The 18,116-nt window shown below is 70.3% G+C and carries 17 protein-coding genes; 8 read left to right on the top strand and 9 right to left on the bottom strand.

Annotated elements, in window-relative coordinates; all coding sequences use genetic code 11:
- Positions 1 to 210 precede the first annotated feature (210 nt).
- A complete protein-coding gene (locus AC07Y4_RS25100) occupies positions 211 to 1,671 on the top strand; it encodes an MFS transporter (protein WP_495275266.1) in 1,461 nt (486 codons plus the stop codon).
- Here the strand turns inward: AC07Y4_RS25100 and AC07Y4_RS25095 are convergent.
- Together AC07Y4_RS25095 and AC07Y4_RS25090 are read right to left on the bottom strand one after the other, a co-directional pair.
- Complete coding sequence (locus tag AC07Y4_RS25095; RefSeq protein ID WP_495275265.1) at positions 1,668 to 3,380, bottom strand: FAD-dependent oxidoreductase; 1,713 nt, start codon at positions 3,378 to 3,380, stop codon at positions 1,668 to 1,670. The two genes, AC07Y4_RS25100 and AC07Y4_RS25095, sit on opposite strands and share 4 nt — an antisense overlap.
- A 19-nt stretch (positions 3,381 to 3,399) precedes the next feature.
- A complete protein-coding gene (locus tag AC07Y4_RS25090; RefSeq protein WP_495275264.1) occupies positions 3,400 to 4,416 on the bottom strand; it encodes a Bug family tripartite tricarboxylate transporter substrate binding protein in 1,017 nt (338 codons plus the stop codon).
- A 99-nt stretch (positions 4,417 to 4,515) separates the two neighbouring features.
- Between AC07Y4_RS25090 and AC07Y4_RS25085 the strand changes: the two genes are divergently transcribed.
- Together AC07Y4_RS25085 and AC07Y4_RS25080 are read left to right on the top strand one after the other, a co-directional pair.
- A complete protein-coding gene (locus AC07Y4_RS25085; protein WP_095743373.1) occupies positions 4,516 to 5,415 on the top strand; it encodes a LysR family transcriptional regulator in 900 nt (299 codons plus the stop codon).
- Positions 5,416 to 5,538: 123 nt separating this feature from the next.
- Positions 5,539 to 6,204, top strand: coding sequence for a DUF3053 family protein (locus tag AC07Y4_RS25080; protein WP_495275269.1), 666 nt, complete (start codon positions 5,539 to 5,541; stop codon positions 6,202 to 6,204).
- Between the two features lie 9 nt (positions 6,205 to 6,213).
- Here the strand turns inward: AC07Y4_RS25080 and thiL are convergent, their stop codons facing one another.
- Positions 6,214 to 7,170 (bottom strand): thiamine-phosphate kinase, encoded by a 957-nt coding sequence (thiL, locus tag AC07Y4_RS25075; protein ID WP_495275263.1) that lies wholly within the window; start codon positions 7,168 to 7,170, stop codon positions 6,214 to 6,216.
- Between the two features lie 136 nt (positions 7,171 to 7,306).
- Here thiL and AC07Y4_RS25070 point away from each other — a divergent pair, with 136 nt between their 5' ends.
- Positions 7,307 to 8,446 carry a helix-turn-helix transcriptional regulator gene (locus AC07Y4_RS25070; protein WP_495275262.1) on the top strand — a complete coding sequence of 380 codons (1,140 nt, stop codon included), beginning with the start codon at positions 7,307 to 7,309 and terminating at the stop codon, positions 8,444 to 8,446.
- An 82-nt stretch (positions 8,447 to 8,528) separates the two neighbouring features.
- A complete protein-coding gene (locus AC07Y4_RS25065) occupies positions 8,529 to 9,314 on the top strand; it encodes an SGNH/GDSL hydrolase family protein (RefSeq protein WP_062483039.1) in 786 nt (261 codons plus the stop codon).
- A gap of 13 nt (positions 9,315 to 9,327) precedes the next feature.
- On the opposite strand, the gene AC07Y4_RS25060 is transcribed toward AC07Y4_RS25065, so the two are convergent.
- Positions 9,328 to 9,957, bottom strand: coding sequence for an isochorismatase family protein (locus tag AC07Y4_RS25060; protein ID WP_495275261.1), 630 nt, complete (start codon positions 9,955 to 9,957; stop codon positions 9,328 to 9,330).
- Positions 9,958 to 10,058: 101 nt separating this feature from the next.
- Here AC07Y4_RS25060 and AC07Y4_RS25055 point away from each other — a divergent pair, with 101 nt between their 5' ends.
- Positions 10,059 to 11,048 (top strand): GlxA family transcriptional regulator, encoded by a 990-nt coding sequence (locus tag AC07Y4_RS25055; protein ID WP_495275260.1) that lies wholly within the window; start codon positions 10,059 to 10,061, stop codon positions 11,046 to 11,048.
- Between the two features lie 9 nt (positions 11,049 to 11,057).
- Here AC07Y4_RS25055 and AC07Y4_RS25050 read toward each other — a convergent pair whose 3' ends face one another.
- The 4 genes from AC07Y4_RS25050 to apaG are packed head-to-tail and all read right to left on the bottom strand — an operon-like array spanning position 11,058 to position 15,956.
- Positions 11,058 to 12,278: a YbdK family carboxylate-amine ligase gene (locus tag AC07Y4_RS25050; protein WP_062480995.1), complete on the bottom strand. Its 1,221-nt coding sequence runs from the start codon at positions 12,276 to 12,278 to the stop codon at positions 11,058 to 11,060.
- Positions 12,275 to 13,546: a cation:proton antiporter gene (locus tag AC07Y4_RS25045; protein ID WP_062480997.1), complete on the bottom strand. Its 1,272-nt coding sequence runs from the start codon at positions 13,544 to 13,546 to the stop codon at positions 12,275 to 12,277. The genes AC07Y4_RS25050 and AC07Y4_RS25045 overlap by 4 nt, the downstream gene beginning before the upstream one ends.
- Positions 13,543 to 15,516: a transporter-like protein TlpB gene (gene tlpB, locus AC07Y4_RS25040; RefSeq protein WP_354347960.1), complete on the bottom strand. Its 1,974-nt coding sequence runs from the start codon at positions 15,514 to 15,516 to the stop codon at positions 13,543 to 13,545. Before tlpB ends, AC07Y4_RS25045 begins: the two co-directional genes overlap by 4 nt.
- 44 nt (positions 15,517 to 15,560) lie before the next feature.
- Positions 15,561 to 15,956 carry a Co2+/Mg2+ efflux facilitator ApaG/CorD gene (gene apaG / locus AC07Y4_RS25035; RefSeq protein ID WP_495262737.1) on the bottom strand — a complete coding sequence of 132 codons (396 nt, stop codon included), beginning with the start codon at positions 15,954 to 15,956 and terminating at the stop codon, positions 15,561 to 15,563.
- A 60-nt stretch (positions 15,957 to 16,016) separates the two neighbouring features.
- Here apaG and rpe point away from each other — a divergent pair, with 60 nt between their 5' ends.
- A complete protein-coding gene (rpe, locus tag AC07Y4_RS25030) occupies positions 16,017 to 16,712 on the top strand; it encodes a ribulose-phosphate 3-epimerase (protein WP_062480999.1) in 696 nt (231 codons plus the stop codon).
- Here the strand turns inward: rpe and AC07Y4_RS25025 are convergent.
- On the bottom strand, positions 16,702 to 16,935 hold the full coding sequence (locus AC07Y4_RS25025; RefSeq protein ID WP_062481001.1) for a hypothetical protein: 234 nt from the start codon (positions 16,933 to 16,935) through the stop codon (positions 16,702 to 16,704). The two genes, rpe and AC07Y4_RS25025, sit on opposite strands and share 11 nt — an antisense overlap.
- A 163-nt stretch (positions 16,936 to 17,098) precedes the next feature.
- On the opposite strand from AC07Y4_RS25025, the gene AC07Y4_RS25020 reads away from it, so the two are divergent.
- The gene (locus AC07Y4_RS25020; RefSeq protein WP_495275259.1) at positions 17,099 to 18,091 is read left to right on the top strand and encodes a succinylglutamate desuccinylase/aspartoacylase family protein; all 993 of its coding nucleotides are present in this window, start codon (positions 17,099 to 17,101) and stop codon (positions 18,089 to 18,091) included.
- Positions 18,092 to 18,116: the final 25 nt, after the last annotated feature.

Genomic DNA, 18,116 nt, shown 5'->3' with positions numbered 1-18,116 from the left:
CATCGGGGGACGGGGCAGGACGCCGGTGGTGGCGGAAGAGGAATCCATCGAGGAAGAAGGGGAAGAAGAAACGGCGTGCATCGGTTTCGAAGTGTCGCGCATCCTGTGCGACGGCTGCGCGCCGAAGTTTCTATTTATCAAAGCAATGACTTGTTTAATTGAGGGGCGCCGCCTAGTATCCAGGCTCCTTTGGTGTTCCCCTTCGTTCTCATGTCGTCCTCCTCCTCTTCCCTCGATGCCGCCGCCGTTGGCGCGCCGCCGCCCACCGCCGCGTGGCGCGAGCTGTTCAGCGGGCGCAACGGCTGGCGCGCGCTGGCGCTGACCGGCGGCGTCGCGTTGCACGCGGTCAACGTCCACATCGTGACCACCGTGCTGCCCTCGGTGGTGCGCGAGATCGGCGGGCTCGACTGGTACGCCTGGAGCACGACCTTGTTCGTGGTCGGCTCGATCCTCGGCGCCACGCTCTCGGTGCGGCTCTTGGCCGCGCGCGGGCCGCGCGGCGCCTGCCTCACGGCGCTGGCCGTGTTCACGGCCGGCTCGGTGGGCTGCGCGCTGGCGCCGGCCATGCCGTGGCTGCTCACGGGGCGCACGGTGCAGGGGCTGGGCGGCGGGTTGCTGGCGGCGCTGAGCTACGGGCTGATCCAGCGCGTGTTCGAACCCCGGCTGTGGCCGCGCGCGGTGGCGCTGGTGTCGGGCATGTGGGGCGTGGCCACGCTGTGCGGGCCGGCCGTGGGCGGGCTGTTCGCGCAGGCCGGCCACTGGCGCTGGGCCTTCTGGGCGCTGCTGCCGGTGGCGGCGGCGCAGGCCCTGCTGGTGGCGGTGCAGCTGCGGCCCGCGGCCGGCATCCGGCATGACCGCCCGGCGCAGATGCCGCGCGTGCCGGCGCCGCAGATCGCGCTGCTGGCGCTGTCGGTGCTGGTGATCGCGGCCAGCGGCTTCTGGCCCGGCCTCGCGGGGCAGGCCGTGGGCGTGGCGCTGGGCCTGGCCATCGGCTTCGCCGCCACCCGCATCGACCGCCGCGCCGGCGCCGTGCGCCTGCTGCCGACCGGCGCCTATGCACTCGGCACGCCGCTGGGCGCCATTTATGCAAGCGTGGCGCTGCTGCTGATCGGCACCACCACCGAGATCTTCGTGCCCTACTTCCTGCAGCTGCTGCACGGCCACACGCCGCTCGCGGCGGGCTACCTCACGGCGGCGATGGCGGGCGGCTGGAGCATCGGCTCGCTGACCTCGTCGGGCCGCACTGGCGCAGGCGCCGACCGCATGCTGCGCGCCGGGCCGGTGGTCTGCACCGCGGGCCTGCTGGCGCTTGCGTGGCTGCTGCCGACGCCGGGGGCGCTCGGGGCTAACGTCGAGACCACGTTCGTGGCCGTGGCGCTGGCGGCCGTCGGCTTCGGCGTGGGCATCGGCTGGCCGCACTTGCTGACGCGCGTGATGGCGCTCGCGCCGCGCGGCGAAGAAGGTTTGGCGTCCGCGTCGATCACGACCGTGCAGCTGTACGGCATGGCCGTCGGTGCGGCCGTGGCCGGGTTGGTGGCGAATGCGGCGGGGCTCACGGTGCCCGGTGGTGTGGACGGTGCGCGCTCGGCCGCGATCTGGCTGTTCACGGTCTTCGCGCTGGCGCCTGCCATCGCCGCGTGGCTGGCGTGGCGCGCGGTGGCGCGGCGCTAGGCCAGTACGCCTTCCCAGGCGAGGGCGCGCCGGCGTCCACGTTCGCGGCGCGTTTCGCCGCGCAAGGTGGCGACGAGGCCGTACACATCCGCCGGCAGGTGCGCGCCGCGCCATGCGATGTGCTGGTCGGCGCGGCACATCACGAGGCGGTGCGCATAGGCCTTGGGCAGGCTCGCGGTCTCGATGTCGAGCACCGTGAGCGGCATGCGGTACGCGGCGGCCGCGCGCTCCAGCGGCCGCACGTCCACGCTGCGGTCGAAGCGCAGCAGCGTGTAGCCCGGGCCGAAGGCGTCGTACAGCGAGCGCCCGTCGGCCAGCCAGAAGTGCGGCGCGCGGCAGCCGGGCACGGTGGAGGGCGTGAACTCGCCCATCGAGTACGGCGGCGCGCGGTGCTCGCCGTCGGGCACGATGATCGGCGAGCCGGTGTAGAAGTAGCCGAAGTTGAGCCCGCCACAGCAGAACTGCTGCACGTTGAGCGCATAGGCCTCGCGGCCGATCTCGGCGCGCTGCGCGTCGCCCGCGGGGCCGGGCGCCTCGATGTCGGGCGGCACGGCGCGGCGCGCGCGGATCATCTTCTGCGCATGGTCCATTGCGAACTGCGACACCTGCTCGGTGATCGGCAGCCGCTCGGCTTCGTAGGCGTCGAGGATGGCCTCGTCGGCCCAGCCCTGCACGCAGGCGCCCAGCAGCCACGAGAGGTTGAGCGCGTCGGCGATGCCGGCGTTCATGCCGTAGCCCGCGTAGGGCACCCACAGGTGCGCGGCGTCGCCCGCGAGGAACACGCGGCCGTCACGGAAGCGCGTGGCCACGAGACGCCGGCCGATCCAGTCTTCCTTGCTGATGATGTCGTAGTGGAAGTCGGACCCCACGCCCAGGATCTCGCGGATCGAGGTGTCGCGGTCGACCGAGTCGAACTCGGGCTCTTCGGCGTTCAGGTGGTTGTGCACCAGCCAGGTCTCGTGGCCGTCGATGGCGAACATCGTGCCGCAGCGGCGCGGGTTCATCGCGTAGTACGACCACGCGGGCTTGCCCGGAATCATGTCGCGCAGCTGCGGCGCGCGGATGAAGGTCGACTGCACGCGCTGGATCACGGCCGTGCCTTCGAGCTTCGCGCCGATCTGCTTGCGCACCGGCGAGCTGCCGCCGTCGCAGCCGACCATGTAGCGGCAGCGGATGCTGCGCGTGGCGCCGCTGTCCATGTCGGTGGCGATGGCGCTCACGCCGTCGGCATCCTGCGTGAAGCGCTCGAAGCGCGTGCGGTTGAGCAGCGTCACGCCCGGCAGCGCGGCCGTGTGCTTCAGCAGAATCGGCTCGAGGTAGATCTGGTTGATGCGGTGCGGCGGCTCCGGCGTGGGCCACCATGCGTCGGGGCCCTCGGTCTCGGTGTAGCGGTCGCGCCGGCACGGAATGGGGATGCGCGTGAGCTCGGTGCCCGTCACCGTGGTGCGGAACACCACGTCGTTCGGGTGGTCGGCCGGCAGCCCGGCATCGCGCAGTTGCTGCGCCACGCCCAGGCGGCGGAACTGCTCCATGGTGCGCGAGGCCACGTGGTTGCACTTCACGTTCGGCGGCTCGGCGAAGCGGCGCGTCTCGCACAGGATCACCGAGACGCCGCGCGAGGCCAGGTCCATCGCCAGCGTGAGGCCCACGGGGCCAGCGCCGACGATCAGCACGTCGGCTTGCATCGGGGTGTCGGCGGTCTTCGTCATGTCTCTATCGGCTTGTCGTTCAGTCGAGCTTGATGTGGGCGTCCTGGATCACCTGGGCCCACTTCTTCGTCTCGGCGCGGATGTAGCTGTCGAAGGATTCGACCGAGCCCGGCGCCGGCTCCACGCCGAGCGCGCGCATCGCGGTCTTCACCTGCTCGTCGCCGAGCGCGGCGTTGAGCTCGGCATTGAGCCGCGCCACCACGGGCGCCGGCGTGCCGGCCGGCGCGACCACGCCGAACCAGCCCGTCGAGTCGTAGCCCGGCAGGCCGGCCTCGGCCACCGTCGGCACCTCGGGCAGCATCGGCAGGCGCTGCGGGCTGGTCACGGCAAAGGCGATCAGCTTGCCGGCGCGGATCTGCTGCAGCGACGAGGGCAGGTCGACCACCGCCAGCGGAATCTGCCCGCCCAGCACGTCGAGCGCCGCCGGGCCCGAGCCGCGGTAGGGCACCTCGACCAGCCGCGTGCCCGCCATCTGGTTGAACAGCGCCGCTGACAGGTGCATGGCCGTGCCGTTGCCGCCGTGGCCGATCGACAGCGTGGCCGGCTTCGCCTTGGCCAGCGCGATGAGTTCGCGCTGCGTCTTCGCGGCCACCGACGGGTGGCCCACCAGCACGAAGGGAATGGCCGCCAGCATGCCCACCGGCTTGAGGTCTTTCTGCGGATCGAAGGGCATCTGCGGGTACAGGCTCACGTTGGCCGCCAGCGCGCCCGCCGCGCCCACGCCCAGCGTGTAGCCGTCGCCCGGCGCCTTGGCCACCAGCGTCAGCCCCACGTTGCCGCCTGCGCCGGGGCGGTTGTCGACCACCACCTGCTGGCCCAGCTTCTCGTTCAGGCGCGGCACCAGCATGCGCACCACGCCGTCGGCGCTGCCGCCAGGCGGGAAGGTCACGACCATGCGGATCGGCTTGGTGGGGAAATCGCCCGCCGGGGCTTGTGCCAGGGCGGTGCCGGCCACCAGCGCACCGGCCACGGCCCACAGCAGTTGCCTGCGTCGCCCACGAAATGCGTGCATGCCGCGGGCGATGGGTGCTGTCATTCGGGCCTCTCCTTGAATTCGGTGCTTTGATCGGAGATTGAACGATGGCAGCATTCATTCGTAAATCAAGAAATTCCGAATGATTTTTCAAATTTTCTGATGAATACGAACTTCAGTCCTACGATCCGCCAGCTGCGTGCGTTCCTCGCGGTCTACCAGCTGCGCAAGCTGGGCGCCGCGGCCACGCGGCTGTTCGTCACGCAGTCGGCCGTGAGCATGCTGATCCGCCAGCTCGAAGAGGGCCTGGGCACGCGCCTGTTCGACCGCACCACGCGCGCGCTCAAGCCCACGGCCGCAGCCGAACAGATGATTTCCACCGTCGAGCGCGTGCTGCGCGACGTCGATTCGCTCTCGGCCGATTTCCGCGAACTCGCCACGCTGGAACGCGGTCGCGTGACGCTGGCCATCACGCCCACGCTGGCCGGGTTTTTATTGCCCGATGCGCTGCGCGCCTTCGGTGAGCAGCACCCGAAAGTTCGCGTGCTGGTGAACGACTGCGCGCCCGACCAGTTCCTGTCACGCATCCTCGGCGAGCACGTCGACTTCGGCATCGGCACGCCCGAGCGGCCCGGTCCCGAGGTCGAGGTGCAGCGCCTCATGCGCGACCACCTCGCCGTGGTGTGCCGCACCGACCACCCGCTGGCCAAGGCGCGCGTGGTGCGCTGGTCGGACCTGGGCCGCCACCCGGTCATCACCGTGCGCCCCGGCTACGGCGTGCGCCCGCTGATCGACGGCACGGCGGCGGAGGCGGGCGTGACGCTCGACGTGGTGAACGAGGTGTCCTTCCTGTCCACCGCGCTGTGGATGACGGCGGCGGGCATGGGCGCGTCGATCATGCCGTCGGCCTTCGCGCGCGCCGAGAAGAACCCGGTGCTCGTGGTGAAGGTGCTCAGCGCGCCGCGCGTGGTGCGCGACATCTCCATCGTCACCAAGCGCGGCCATTCGCTGTCGGCGGCGGCGCGGGCGTTCATCGAGGCCTTGAAGCAGAGCCTGCAGTAGCCGCGGGGGCGGGCCGGTCGTATGCTGGCCGGTCTTTTTTCTTTGCGCGAAAGCAGGTGCCCCATGACAACAACCACACGGTCCCGTTTCTCTTCCGCATGGCTGGGCCTGGCATTCGGCCTGATGCTGTCGATGCTGCTCGTGGCCTGCGGCAACAAGGAGGCCGAGCAGCGCAGCGCCTTCATCGCCTACCTGCAGACCCGCGTGCTCGACAAGCCCGGCTTGCGCGTGCCCACGCCCACCGCCGAAGAAAAAGCCTCGTTCGGCGACTACGCGCAGCACTACGCGGTGATCACCGATTTCAACGAAGGCATGAACAAGTCGGTGAGCCAGCCGATGACGCAGGTCATGGCCAAGGGCGCGCTGCGCTCGCTGGCCGACCTGCCGGCGCGCCGTGACGATCTCAAGGCCGCCAAGGAAGGCCTGGGCGGCTTGCGCAGCGCGCTCGACCAGCAGCTGGCCAAGGCCGACGCGGCGCGCGCGCAACTCAAGCAGCCCGACGACCTGAAGCAGGTCTATGGCAAGGCCTACGAGAAGACGGTGACGACGCCCGCCGCCACCTTCAAGGAGGTGTTCCCCGCGCTCGACGCCGTGTTCGACAGTGCGCTGGCCATCGGCGATTTCATGGAGAAGAACAAGTCGAAGCTCCAGGTCTCGGGCGCTTCGCTCACCGTGACCGACCCCGCGGTGAGGGCCGAGCTCGACAAGATGGTGCAGCAGCTGGGCCGCCAGTCGGCCGCCATCAACACCGCGCAGGACAAGATGCGCGCGATGCTGCGCGGCTCTTGAACAGAGGCCCTAGACGAAGTGGTCGAACGAGCCGAAGCGCTGTGACACCGGCGCGCCGCTCGCATCGACGATGCGCAGGCCCGCGTCGGCCTCGATGCGGCCGATGCGCGTCACGCGCGTGGCGCTCGCTTGCCCGGCCTGCGCGACCGCCGCGCGTGCCGAGGCTGGCGCGGTGAACACCAGCTCGTAGTCGTCGCCGCCCGAGAGCGCGCAGGTGCGCAGCGCCTCGGTGGGCAGGCCGGCCGTGTCGACCGCGATCAGCGCGGAGGTGGCATCGGCATCGAGCGTGGCGCCCACGCCGCTGGCCGCGAGGATGTGGCCCAGGTCGCCGATCAGGCCGTCGCTCACGTCCACCGCCGACGTGGCGATGCCGCGCAGCGCCTGGCCCAGCGCCACGCGCGGCGTGGGTTGTTCCATGCGCGTGCGCGCTTGCGCGAAGGCGTCGGCGGGTAGGCTCAGCGTGCCGCGAAACACCTCGAGCGCCAGCCGCGCATCGCCGAGCGAGCCGCTCACCCACAGGTCGTCGCTCGCGCGCGCGCCCGAGCGCAGCAGCGCGGCACCGGCCGGCACTTCGCCGAACACGGTGATGCAGATATTGAGCGGGCCGCGCGTGGTGTCGCCGCCCACCAGCTCGCAGCCGTGGGTGTCGGCCAACGCGAACAGGCCGCGCGAAAAACCTTCGAGCCAGGGCTCGTCCACGCCGGGCAATGCCAGCGCGAGCGTGAAGGCCAGCGGCTTCGCGCCGCAGGCGGCCAGGTCGCTGAGGTTCACGGCCAGCGCCTTGTGGCCGAGCCGGGCCGGCTCCACGGTCGAGAGAAAGTGCCGCCCCTCCACCAGCATGTCGGAGGACACGGCGAGCTGCATGCCCGCGGCCGGCGCGAGCAAGGCGCAGTCGTCGCCCACGCCCAGCGGCGAGCGCGTGGCGGGACGTTTGAAATAGCGTGTGATCAGGTCGAATTCACCCATGGGTGCGAGAGCATAACGACCTGGCGCGGGGCCGCTCGCCGCGGCGCCCACGGGAAATGGGGGCTGACACTGGAAGCATTTTGTAATACCGTCATGCAAGCGGATACACCGAAAGTCCAAACAGGAGGAGGCCGCCATGACAGCCATCGTGCAGGGAGGCGTGTCCGCCGAGGCAGACACCGACCGGATCGTTGCCTTGCTGTACGACGGGATCACCTGTCCCGGCGACTGGTACGACGCGCTCGATGCTATGCGCGAGGTGCTCGGCGCCGCCTGCTTTCACACGCTCACGGTGCGCCGCACCGACTGCTCGGTGGTGGGCGCGGGGCTCGCCAACCTGGAGAGCCCGCCCGACAAGGTGCGCGAGTACGAGCAGCACCTGGCGCGCGACGACATCCGCATGCAGATGCCGGTGAACGCCCCGCTGGGCACGCCGGTGACCGACCACGCCTACTTCGGCGCGCGCACGCTGTCGCGCAGCGCGATCTACGTCGACTGGCTGGCGCCGCTCGGCCTGCGCCATACGCTGGCCATGGGGCTGCGCGCCGACGACGACACGCGCGAAGTGCTCGGCTTCATCCGCCCCCGGGCCGAAGCGCCCTATGGTCCTGAGAGCGAGGCCTTCTGCCGGCGCCTGTCGCCGCACCTGGTGCGCGCCAGCGAGCTGCGCGCCCGCATGATGCAGCTGGGCGAGCACGCGGCCACCGGGCTGTCGGCGCTCGACGCGCTGCCGCAGGGCATCGCCGTGGTCGACGAGGCCTGCCGCCTCGACCACCTGAACGCGCGCGCGGCGGCGTGCGCGGGCCGCGGCGGCCTGTTCGACAGCGCGCAGGGGCGATTGCGGCTCGCGTCGTCCGCGCTGCAGTCGGCCTTCGAGCAGCGGGTGCGCGAGGCCTGCGCCCCGGCCGGTGGCGCGCGGGCCGGCGTGCTGCACCTGCCCGTGGCCGGCAGCGTGGTCCGCATCACGGTGCTGCCGCTCAAGCCCTCGCACCCGCTGGCCGTGCTGCGCCAGCGCCACCGCGCGCTCGTGGTCTTCGCCCATCCGGCCGAGGCGGCGCCCGTGGAGCCGCGGCAGCTGGAAAGCCTGCTCGGCCTGAGCCCGACCGAAGCGCGGCTCGCGCTGCTCCTGGCGAGCGGCAAGACAGTGAAGGACTTCGCCGCCGCGCAGCACTGCTCCGAACACACGGCGCGCAGCCACCTGCGCAACGTGATGCGCAAGACCGACTGCCACCGGCAGGCGGAACTGGTGCTGCTGGTGCAGTCGCTGCGGGACTGAGCAGCAGGTTCTACTGCGAACGGGGGATGGCGCCGCGCGGCGGTTGCGAGAACCATGGCGCCCTCTACACGAGGAGTTCGCCATGGCTGTCTACTGGGACGAGACCAAGATGCAGATGGGCCCGCACGGCACCGCGACCATCCTCGCCTTCGGCGATTCGTGGTTCTGGTATCCGCTGCCGGGCGGCAGCCTGCTGAACTTCCTGGGCGACGTGGTCGGCGCGCGCGGCCACGTGATCCTGGCCAAGGGCATGAACGGCGCGGAAGCCCAGGACTATGTGGAGGGCAAGTACCGCAACGCCGTGCGCGAGTCGCTGCGCCTGTACGGGCCGACGCTGTCGGCGGTGTTCATCAGCGGCGGCGGTAACGACTTCGCGGGCTTCAACGACCTGCGCCCGCTGCTCAAGTCCGATTGCACGGGCGAGACGCAGGCCGCGCAGTGCTTTCGCAACGGCAAGGGCGGCTTCGACCAGTTCCTCGTCGACATGGACGAGCAGTACCGCGCGCTCATCGGTCTCATCTACACCCGCACCAGCGTGGACTGCCACATCGTCATGCACAGCTACGACTACGCGCCGCCCACGGGCAAGGCGCTGTTCGGGCGCGAAGGCTGGCTGCGCCCGGCGCTGGTCGACGCGGGCGTGGCGCCCGAGCTGTTCAAGCCCTGCGTCGACCACCTGATCGACGGCTTCCACGGCATGCTGCAGAACATCGCCGCGGGCGACCCGCAGCACCTGCACGTGGTGGACAGCCGGGGCACGCTGGGCCCGACCGACTGGGCCAACGAGCTGCATCCCAACGGCCGCGGCTTCAAGAAGATCGCGGTTCAGCGCTGGCAGCCTGTGCTGCAGCCGCTGAACCTGGCCTGAACTCTTGTGAAGTTCAGACGCCGCGCGCGCGGCGGTTGGACATGACCACGTTGTCCTTTTCGATCGCTGTACCGCTCTTCAGTGCAGCGACCCACACGTCGGTCGTCGCCACGGCCGCGAAGTTGCTGTGGAATACGACGCTGAAGACGCGGTGGATTTCCTCGGCGCTCACGCGGCCGGCCGCGTTCTCGTAAGGCAATGCGCCGGTCGCGTCCGACAGGAACTCCACGTTCAGCCCGCGGTGCATGGCTTCGAACACGGTGGAGGCGTCGCAGTTCTGCGTCATGTAGCCGGTCACGCTCAGCGTGTCGATCTCGTGGCGCGCGAGCCAGTCGGCGAAGTCGGTGCCGGTGAAGACGCTCGGGAAGGCCTTGGTGATGAGGTGGTCGCGCGGGCGCTTCGCAATCTCGGGGTGCAGCTGGCCGTAAAAGTTGTCGGCCTGGAAGACCGGCGCGCCCTTCGGCGCGTGGTGCTGCACCACCACCACCGGCACGCCGGCCGCGCGGGCCGCGTCCATGGCCTGCGCGATCTTCGGCAGCGAGCTCTCGACCGGCGGGTATTCGATGGGCAGGCCGCCGCCTTCGAAGTATTCGTTCTGCACGTCGATGACGACGAGGGCGCGGCGTGGTGCGGATTGGCTCATGGGGTATCTCCTTCGGTGGTGTGTTTGGAATGGCTCGATTCTTCGCGCACCACGGGTTTTGCGACAGTGGCCCGAAAGCCATTCATCGATAAGATCGGGCCATGCGCTCCTCTGCCGCCAAAACCATCGCCGAGACCATTGCCGTGGTCGCCTTCGATGGCATCAGCCCCTTCCACCTTTCCGTGCCCTGCATGGTGTTCGGCGAAGACCGCACCGACACTGGCGCGCCGCGCTTTCGCGTGCAGGTCTGTGCGCCCGAGCCCGGGCCGCTCGCCACCAACGCGGGCTTCACGCTCGTGGTGCCGCACGGCCTGGAGGCGATCCGCCGTGCACAGATCGTGGTGGTGCCGTCCTGGCGCGACGACGGCCGGCCCGCGCCGCCCGCGCTCATCCGTGCGCTGCAGGCGGCGCACCGGCGCGGTGCCACCGTGGTCGGGCTGTGCCTGGGCGCCTTCGTGCTGGCCGAGGCCGGCATGCTCGACGGGCGGCCGGCCACCACGCACTGGCACCTGGCCGCGGCCTTTGCCAAACAGTATCCGCAGGTCGTGCTGCAGCCCGAGGTGCTGTACGTGGACGACGGTGACGTGCTCACGTCGGCGGGAACGGCCGCCGGCATCGACTGCTGCCTGCACCTGCTGCGCGTGCGCTACGGCGCCGACACCGCGAACCGCGCCGCGCGGCGCATGGTCGTTGCGCCGCACCGGCAGGGCGGGCAGGCGCAGTACATCCAGCAGCCCGTGCCGGCGGCGGCCGAGCGCGACCGGCTCACGCCGCTGCTCGAATGGCTGGGGCGGCATCTGCAGACGCCGCATGAACTCGACGAACTCGCGCAGCGCGCGCTCATGAGCCGGCGCACCTTCACGCGGCGCTTTCGCGAATCGACGGGCACGACGGTCGGCCAGTGGTTGCAGAACCAGCGCCTGGCGCTGGCGCAGCGGCTGCTCGAAACGACCGATCGCTCGGTGGAGCGCGTGGCGGCCGATGCGGGCTTCGGCTCGGCGGTGCTGCTGCGCAAGCACTTCGCCACGGCGTTCAAGGTGTCGCCGACGGTGTACCGCCGGCAGTTCTCGCAGGAGGCCGTGGCGGCCTGACCCGCGAACTCAGGCCGCGCCGCGAAAACGCAGCGAGGCCTGGCGCACCACTTCCGCCAGCAGCCGTTCCTTGCCCTGCTTCTCGCGCAGCCAGCGCGCGTCGTTGCGGTTGGCCTCGACGCTGGTGCGCAGCTCGCCCAGCGCCTGCGTGGCGTTGAGCGCCTCGCTGTGCCATTCGAGCTGGGTCATGGTCATCAGGATGTGGTCGCGCAGCGGCATGTGCTGGCCGCTGGCCGGGTCGACGTACACCGCGTCCAGGCCGAAGCGGCAGGCCTGGAAGCGGTTGTAGGTGTAGACGAGGTAGTCGTCCTCGCTCGGCTCGAAGGGTTGCTCCTGCAGGAACCACGCGGCCAGCGACTGCACATAACCCGCGAGCGCGGCGGCGCGCTCGATGGTGAGCGGCGTGTCGAACACGCGGATCTCGATGGTGCCGAACTCGGGTTTGGGACGGATGTCCCAGTAGAAGTCTTTCATGCTGCGCACGACGCCGGTGCGGGTCATGCGCTCGAAGTAGGCCTCGAATTCCTTCCAGCTCGTGGTGAAGGGCGCGCGGCCCGAGAGCGGGAACGCGAACACGGAATTCAGCCGCGCTGAGTCGAACTGCGTGTCCTGCCCCTGCACGAACGGCGACGAGGCCGACAGCGCAATGAAGTGCGGGATGTAGCGCGACATGCGGTGCAGCATGAGCAGCGCCGAATCGGCGTCGGGGCAGCCGATGTGCACGTGCTGGCCGAAGATGGTGAACTGCTTGCTCAGGTAGCCGTACAGCTCCGACAGCTCGCGAAAGCGCGGCTTGTCGTAGATGCGCCGCTCGTGCCACTGCTGGAACGCATGCGTGCCGCCGCCGACCACCGCGATGTTGAGCTTGTCGGCGTTCTTGATCAGCGCCTCGCGGATCGGCGACAGCTGCGTGATCACGTCCTGCGCCGAGTGGCAGATGTCGGTCGAGATCTCGATCATGCTCGAGGTCATCTCGGGCACCACGCTGCCGGGCAGCGGCGTCTGCGCCATCAGGCGCAGCATGTCTTCGGCATACGGCGCGAGGTCGTAGTCGTGCGTGTTCACGAGCTGCAGCTCGAGCTCCACGCCGAGCGACAGCGCCTCCGACTTGTTGAAAGGCTCGAGCTTGACGGCGCGGCTCGCCGGATCGGCGGGCAGCGGCGCAGAGCGGACGTCGTCGCTGTCCGGATCGATCGGGAGGACGGAGGTGGGGTTGCTGTTGCTGCTCATCGCTGCGTGTCTTCCGTGGTGCTGAAGGCCTGCGGCGTCCAGGGGACCGAACTCTCGCCCACCGCGTGGATCGCCACGGTGGCGAGCACGGCGCCCATCACTTCCATCAGCAGGATCGAGGGCAGGGCGACCTGCGTGATCATGGTGCCCAGAAGCGGCGAGGCCGAGGCGAAATTGGAGGCGATCAGCAGGGCGATGGACGACAGCGGCGTCATCGCGCAGCCGACCCAGAAGGCCTGCTTCCAGCTGGCGCCGCTGCCCGGGTTGGCAATGGCCACGCCCGAGATCTTGGTGACCAGGCGCACGCCGATCACGGCCAGTACCACGCTGGCCACGGGCAGGGTCCAGTCGGCCTGCGCCGCCACCATCGACACCAGCACGAACATCAGCATGGTCAGCAGCGACGAGGCGGTGCCGAGTTGGCGCTGCCAGGCCCAGGGCTTGGGGTTGAGCGTCTTGAGCAGCACGCCGCCGATCAGCGCCGCCAGCGGTGCCGAGCCGCCGATGTGGGCCGTGAGCGCCGCGCCCGCCGCGATGATCGCCAGCAGCAGGATCGAGGTGTTCTCGCTGTTCGGGCTCATCACGCGCAGCGCCGAGCGCAGCGCCAGCGCCATGATCGCGCCGACCACGAACGACATGCCGAGCACCACCGCCACCGGGTAGAGCTTGAGCATCAGCGACTGCGGCGCGCGCTCGATCAGGCCGGCCTGCGCATAGCCCAGCGTGAGGGCGTAGAAGGTGTTGAGCGTGGCCAGCGTCATGGCGCGCTCGGTCACCGGGCCGGCGGCGCGGGTGTCCATGATCACGCGGCTGAGCACGGCCGGCGAGGCGACGATCGCCATCAGCGCGATGGGGTTGGCCACCGGCTCGGGCAGGCCCAGAAGAATCAATATCCAGTACACGCCGAAGTAGGTCAGCCCCGCCTCCAGCAGGCTCTGCACCAGCACCATCGGGTTGTGGCGGAACCAGCGCAGCGGCAGCCGCCCGCCCGCCTCGAACAGCACCACGGCCGCGCCCAGTTCCAGCAGGAACAGGCTGATGCCGCGCAGCGGCCAGATCGCGCCCTCGAAGCCCGCAAAGCCCACCACCGCGCCCACCACCGAATAGCCGATGACCTTCGGCATTCCCAGGTAGCGCTGCACCAGGTGGCCGGAGGCCGCGGCGGCGGCCACCAGCAGGGCCCAGAGCACGGTGGGCAGGCCGGCCGAGGGGCGCGCCCATTCGGCCCAGAAGCCCTGGAGTTCGGCGAGGAGTGCGGTCAGGTTCATGTAGGCAGGAAGAAGCTCACCGGCCGGCTGCGCCAGCGGGCCCAGATCGCGCTGCGGATGCGGGCGCGGTCACCGAGGCTCACGCTGTGCGCGCGCAGCGCCAGCCGGAAAGCGAAGTAGAAACTCACGCTCACATTGAGCGCGCCGATCACCGGGATCGCCGCAACCGCCCACCACAGGGCCGGCTGGTGCAGCGCCGGCAGCCCGATGGATGCCGCCGCGGCCGCGATCTGGCCGGCCGACAGCGTGACATGGCGCACATCCAGCCCGAGCCCGAAGAAGCCCGCGAACGCGGGCAGCAGTCCGAGCATGAGTCCCAGCGAGATGTTGGAGGCGAAGCCTGAGATGTGTGTGCGCATGAAGGCGGCCCAGCGACGGGCCCGGGCGGCACCGAGAAAGGCGCCGATGCGAGGGTTGTAACGCATGGCGGAGTCCAGGCGATGCAGGACAAAGGCGTTTTCTGTCCATCCGGCGATGATGCTGGACGAAAACAGCAGGATGCCGGTGATTGCCGCGAAAAGCACGGTCGGTCCGAGCAGCGACAGCGAATGCAGCGTCGAAGCCGCATGCGCCGCGTCCAGCAGCGGCCGGCCCAGCGCGGCCTGCCAGCCCAGCACCAGCAGGCCCACCGCCGGCACCACCAGGAGCACGTTGCCCAGCACGGCCGCCACCTGCGAGCGCACGAGGTTGGCCACCTCGTCGACGAACTGGTCCACGGCGTCGTCCGACTTGATGTCGCGCAGCCGCGCCGCCATCGCGGGCGCGGTCATGGCCGGCTGCTTGGTGGCCAGCGTGAGGTGCAGCAGCTGGATCGCCACGAAGCTGGCCGCGTACATGAGGCCCGCGGCCAGCCCGCTCCAGAAGGCCGACAGGGCCAGCGCGTAGATGCCGAACTTGGCCAGCACCGTCAGCGCCGTGAAGGCGCCGCCGCCGGCGGCCTTCTTCACCATCTGCAGGTAGCTGCGGCGGTCGCGGGTGATGTAGTGCTCGCCCGTCTCGGCGCTGCGCTCGGTCACCTTGGCCGCGAGCATCGACGAGTTGGAGGCGATCAGCGCGCGGATGCTGTTGCGCTCGCCGCCCGCCAGCACCAGCTTGCCGACCAGCCGCGCCATGCTGGGCCCCGGCACGGGCGACATCAGGCAGTCGAGCAGCTCGCGGATGCGCAGCACGCGCTCGCGCAGCTGGCGCAGCCGGAACACCAGGCCGACCGAGATGCCGTTGTCTTCCAGGTGCGTGTAGACCGACGAGGCGCTGGAGCGGCAGGCGTCGAGCCGGTCGCGGAAGGCCACGAAGGCGGCCTGCAGCGATTCTTCGTCGCGCGGCAGGGCGAACATCTGCTCGCGCAGCGCGTCCAGGTCGGCCATGAGGGCGTGGAAAGGGCGCGCCTCGCCCGCTTCGGGGCTGATGCGCAGCCGCAGCTCGGGCGAAAAGCCCGTCGCCACCACCTGGCTGCAGCAGTAGGTGACGGCGTCCATCACCGTGTGGCGCCAGCGCGCCGAGCCGTCGGGCATGGGCGCGGCGTCGGCCAGCAGCGCGCCGATGCGCGCGAGCTGGGTGTCGTCGAGCAGCGCGATCCAGCCGGCGTCGAACACGCCGGGCAGCACCAGCCGGAACAGGTCCGAGGCGTCGGTGGTCTCGGGCGTGCCCGGCAATATCTTGCGGCGCATGCGTTCGCCGAACTCGCTCAGGAAGGCGGTGCGCGGCGCAAAGCCGTAGTCGGCCAGCAGCGCCGTGAGGTCGACCGACTGCGTGAAGGCGCGCCACCAGGCGCGCAGCCGCTCGCACAGCTCGGGCCGTGCCTCGACGGCGTCGAGCAGCAACTGCACGCGGCCGATGGCGGCCTGCGGCGAGGCGCGGTCGCCGCGCAGCCAGTCGAAGAGGTTGATGAGCCAGATGTGGCGCTGCGCCACATCGGCCGTGGGGTCGAGGCCGGCAAGCAGCCCCTGCAGATCGCGCGATGCGGCAGCCATGGGGGAGCGGAAGAGAAAAGAAAGAAAAAGAGCGCGTCGCGCGCTCAGTGCAGCACCCGGGAGACCGGGGTTCCGCCTATGTCGGCTTCGAGCACGAACATGGGAACCGGCACGTCGAAACGCTCGCCTTCTTCGGTCACCACGAAGAAGCTGCCGTGCATGGTGCCGCTGGCCGCCTGCAGGCGGCAGCCGCTGGTGTAGCGGAACGATTCGCCGGGCGCCAGCAGCGGCTGCTGGCCGATCACGCCGAGGCCCTTGACCTCCTGCGCATGGCCCGAGGCGTCGTTGATGAGCCAGTGGCGCGCGATCAATTGCGCGCCCACCGTGCCCACGTTGGTGACGGTGATCGTGTAGGAGAAGGTGTAGACGTTGTCCTTGGGCGAGGACTGGTCGGCCAGGTAACGCGGTTCGACCTGTACGCTGAAGGGGCTGTGTGACATGGGGCGCATGGTAACGGAGGCCTTTCCTCGGATTTCCGTCGGCTGCGAGAATCCGGGGTTATGAGCAGCACCCCGTTTCGCATTGCGCCCTCCATTCTTTCCGCCGACTTCGCGCACCTCGGCCAGGAACTGACCGACGTGATCGCGGCCGGCGCCGACTGGATCCACTTCGACGTGATGGACAACCATTACGTGCCGAACCTGACCTTCGGCCCCATGATCTGCCAGGCCCTCAAGCCCTACGCCAAGACCGCCGACGGCACGCCCGTGCCCATCGACGTGCACCTGATGATCCAGCCGGTCGACGCGCTGGCCGCATCTTTTGCGCAAGCGGGCGCTGACTACATCAGCTTCCACCCCGACGCCTCGACCCATGTGCACCGCAGCATCCAGGCCATCAAGGCCGCCGGCTGCAAGCCCGGCCTGGTGTTCAACCCGGGCGCCGGCCTCGAGGCGCTGGACTGGGCCATCGACGACATCGACCTCATCCTCATCATGAGCGTCAACCCCGGCTTCGGCGGCCAGAGCTTCATCGACTCGGCGCTGCGCAAGATCGAGCAGGCGCGCAAGCGCATCGAGCAGAGCGGGCGCGACATCCGCCTCGAGGTGGACGGCGGCATCAAGGCCGACAACATCGCCCGCGTGGCCTCGGCCGGCGCCGACACCTTCGTGGCGGGCAGCGCGATCTTCAACGCCAAGGACTACGGCGCGGTGATCGGCGACATGCGCCAGCAGCTGGCCACCGTCAAGGCCTGACCTTGCCGTCGGCGGTGCGCTCGGGCGTGAGCCCGCGGTCGGTGTCGACCACGCCGCGCTCCACGTCCTCGTAGCCGCGCCGGCCCTTCTCAGGCGGCTGGCCGTCCTGCATCACCTGGCTGTCCGACGACTGGTCGCGCTCGTGCGGCAGGCGCGGCGCCGATTCGCCGTCCTTTTCGACGCGGGTGGTGTCCTTCTTGTCCTTGCGCGGCTGCTGGGCCATCGTGTGCTCCTTCAAAGTCCGGGTCTGGCGCCAGCTTGCGCGGCGCCCCGCCACGGGGCGGTAGGACAGGCGGGGGCGCGGCTGTAGGTTCGCGCTGCGCGCCCGCCAAGCCACAGGGTCTTGCCTTTTGCGTGGCCACAGTCGCCTCCGCATAATCGCCCGCATGTCCACCCCGCTTTTCGACGACGCTGCGACCGCCACCGACAGCCTGCGCCTGCACGCATTCGCGTCGCTGAACCCCGGCCCGCGCCTGCTCGTGATCGGCGGGGTGCATGGCGACGAGACCTGCGGCACCGAGGGCATCCAGCGCGTGCTGGCTGAGTTCGATGCCGGCGACTTGCGCCTGCTGCGCGGCGAACTCACGCTCGTGCCCGTGGCCAACCCGCTCGCGCGGCGCCGCCTGCAGCGCGAGGGCCAGCGCAACCTCAACCGCCTGTTCCGCCCGAGCGAGACGCCGGCCGACTACGAGGCCCGCATCACCAACCGGCTGGCGCCCGTCATCGCGCGCCACGACGTGCTGCTCGACCTGCATTCCTTCCAGAGCGAGGGCGAGGCCTTCGCCATGATCGGCCCGCGCGACAACAGCGGCAGCCTCGAACCCTTTGCGCGCGCGCAGGAAGAAGGCCGGCTCGCGCTGCACATCGGCACGCCCATCGTCGTCGAGGGCTGGCTCGACATCTACGCCGCCGGCCTCGCGCAGCGCGGCGCGGCGGTCGACGAGGCCTCCATCGACTTCGGCCGCGGCACCAACGAATACATCCGCAGCTGCGGCGGCTATGGCGTCACGCTCGAATGCGGTCAGCACCAGGACCCGCAGGCGCCGCAGGTGGCGTGGGCGGCCATCCGCCGCACGCTCGCGCTGCTGGGCATGGCGGCGCTGCCGCCGGGCCTGTCGGCCGCGCCCCCGCAGCCGCCCCAGCTGCTGCGCCTGGCGAGCGTGACCGACCGCCTGCACGAGGACGACAGCTTCGTGCGCGACTGGGCCACCTTCGACCCCGTGCAGCGCGGCGAACCCGTGGGCATGCGGCACGACGGCACGCTGGTCAGCGCGCCCGACGACGGCTTCATCGTGTTCCCGAACGCGATGGCGTTGCCGGGCGCCGAGTGGTTCTACTTCGCGCGGCCCAGCGAGCGCGTGCTCGACCCGGGCGCCTGAGGCTCGCGCCTGTCGGCGCCCTCCT

The sequence above is a fragment of the Variovorax sp. GW460-12-1-14-LB1 genome, assembly GCF_059423605.1.
The sequence above is the reverse complement of the archived record's forward strand: the minus strand, read 5'-3'. Positions and strand labels throughout refer to the sequence as shown.

What these genes read in the sequence shown, in the direction of transcription:
- AC07Y4_RS25045 (WP_062480997.1), bottom strand. Translation starts at nt 13,546, where the DNA reads ATGAACCTGACCGCACTCCTCGCCGAACTCCAGGGCTTCTGGGCCGAA.
- rpe (WP_062480999.1), top strand. Translation starts at nt 16,017, where the DNA reads ATGAGCAGCACCCCGTTTCGCATTGCGCCCTCCATTCTTTCCGCCGAC.
- AC07Y4_RS25090 (WP_495275264.1), bottom strand. Translation starts at nt 4,416, where the DNA reads ATGACAGCACCCATCGCCCGCGGCATGCACGCATTTCGTGGGCGACGC.
- AC07Y4_RS25060 (WP_495275261.1), bottom strand. Translation starts at nt 9,957, where the DNA reads ATGAGCCAATCCGCACCACGCCGCGCCCTCGTCGTCATCGACGTGCAG.
- AC07Y4_RS25050 (WP_062480995.1), bottom strand. Translation starts at nt 12,278, where the DNA reads ATGAGCAGCAACAGCAACCCCACCTCCGTCCTCCCGATCGATCCGGAC.
- apaG (WP_495262737.1), bottom strand. Translation starts at nt 15,956, where the DNA reads ATGTCACACAGCCCCTTCAGCGTACAGGTCGAACCGCGTTACCTGGCC.
- AC07Y4_RS25070 (WP_495275262.1), top strand. Translation starts at nt 7,307, where the DNA reads ATGACAGCCATCGTGCAGGGAGGCGTGTCCGCCGAGGCAGACACCGAC.
- AC07Y4_RS25100 (WP_495275266.1), top strand. Translation starts at nt 211, where the DNA reads ATGTCGTCCTCCTCCTCTTCCCTCGATGCCGCCGCCGTTGGCGCGCCG.
- AC07Y4_RS25095 (WP_495275265.1), bottom strand. Translation starts at nt 3,380, where the DNA reads ATGACGAAGACCGCCGACACCCCGATGCAAGCCGACGTGCTGATCGTC.
- AC07Y4_RS25080 (WP_495275269.1), top strand. Translation starts at nt 5,539, where the DNA reads ATGCTGTCGATGCTGCTCGTGGCCTGCGGCAACAAGGAGGCCGAGCAG.
- tlpB (WP_354347960.1), bottom strand. Translation starts at nt 15,516, where the DNA reads ATGGCTGCCGCATCGCGCGATCTGCAGGGGCTGCTTGCCGGCCTCGAC.
- AC07Y4_RS25020 (WP_495275259.1), top strand. Translation starts at nt 17,099, where the DNA reads ATGTCCACCCCGCTTTTCGACGACGCTGCGACCGCCACCGACAGCCTG.
- AC07Y4_RS25065 (WP_062483039.1), top strand. Translation starts at nt 8,529, where the DNA reads ATGGCTGTCTACTGGGACGAGACCAAGATGCAGATGGGCCCGCACGGC.
- AC07Y4_RS25055 (WP_495275260.1), top strand. Translation starts at nt 10,059, where the DNA reads ATGCGCTCCTCTGCCGCCAAAACCATCGCCGAGACCATTGCCGTGGTC.
- AC07Y4_RS25025 (WP_062481001.1), bottom strand. Translation starts at nt 16,935, where the DNA reads ATGGCCCAGCAGCCGCGCAAGGACAAGAAGGACACCACCCGCGTCGAA.
- AC07Y4_RS25085 (WP_095743373.1), top strand. Translation starts at nt 4,516, where the DNA reads ATGAATACGAACTTCAGTCCTACGATCCGCCAGCTGCGTGCGTTCCTC.
- thiL (WP_495275263.1), bottom strand. Translation starts at nt 7,170, where the DNA reads ATGGGTGAATTCGACCTGATCACACGCTATTTCAAACGTCCCGCCACG.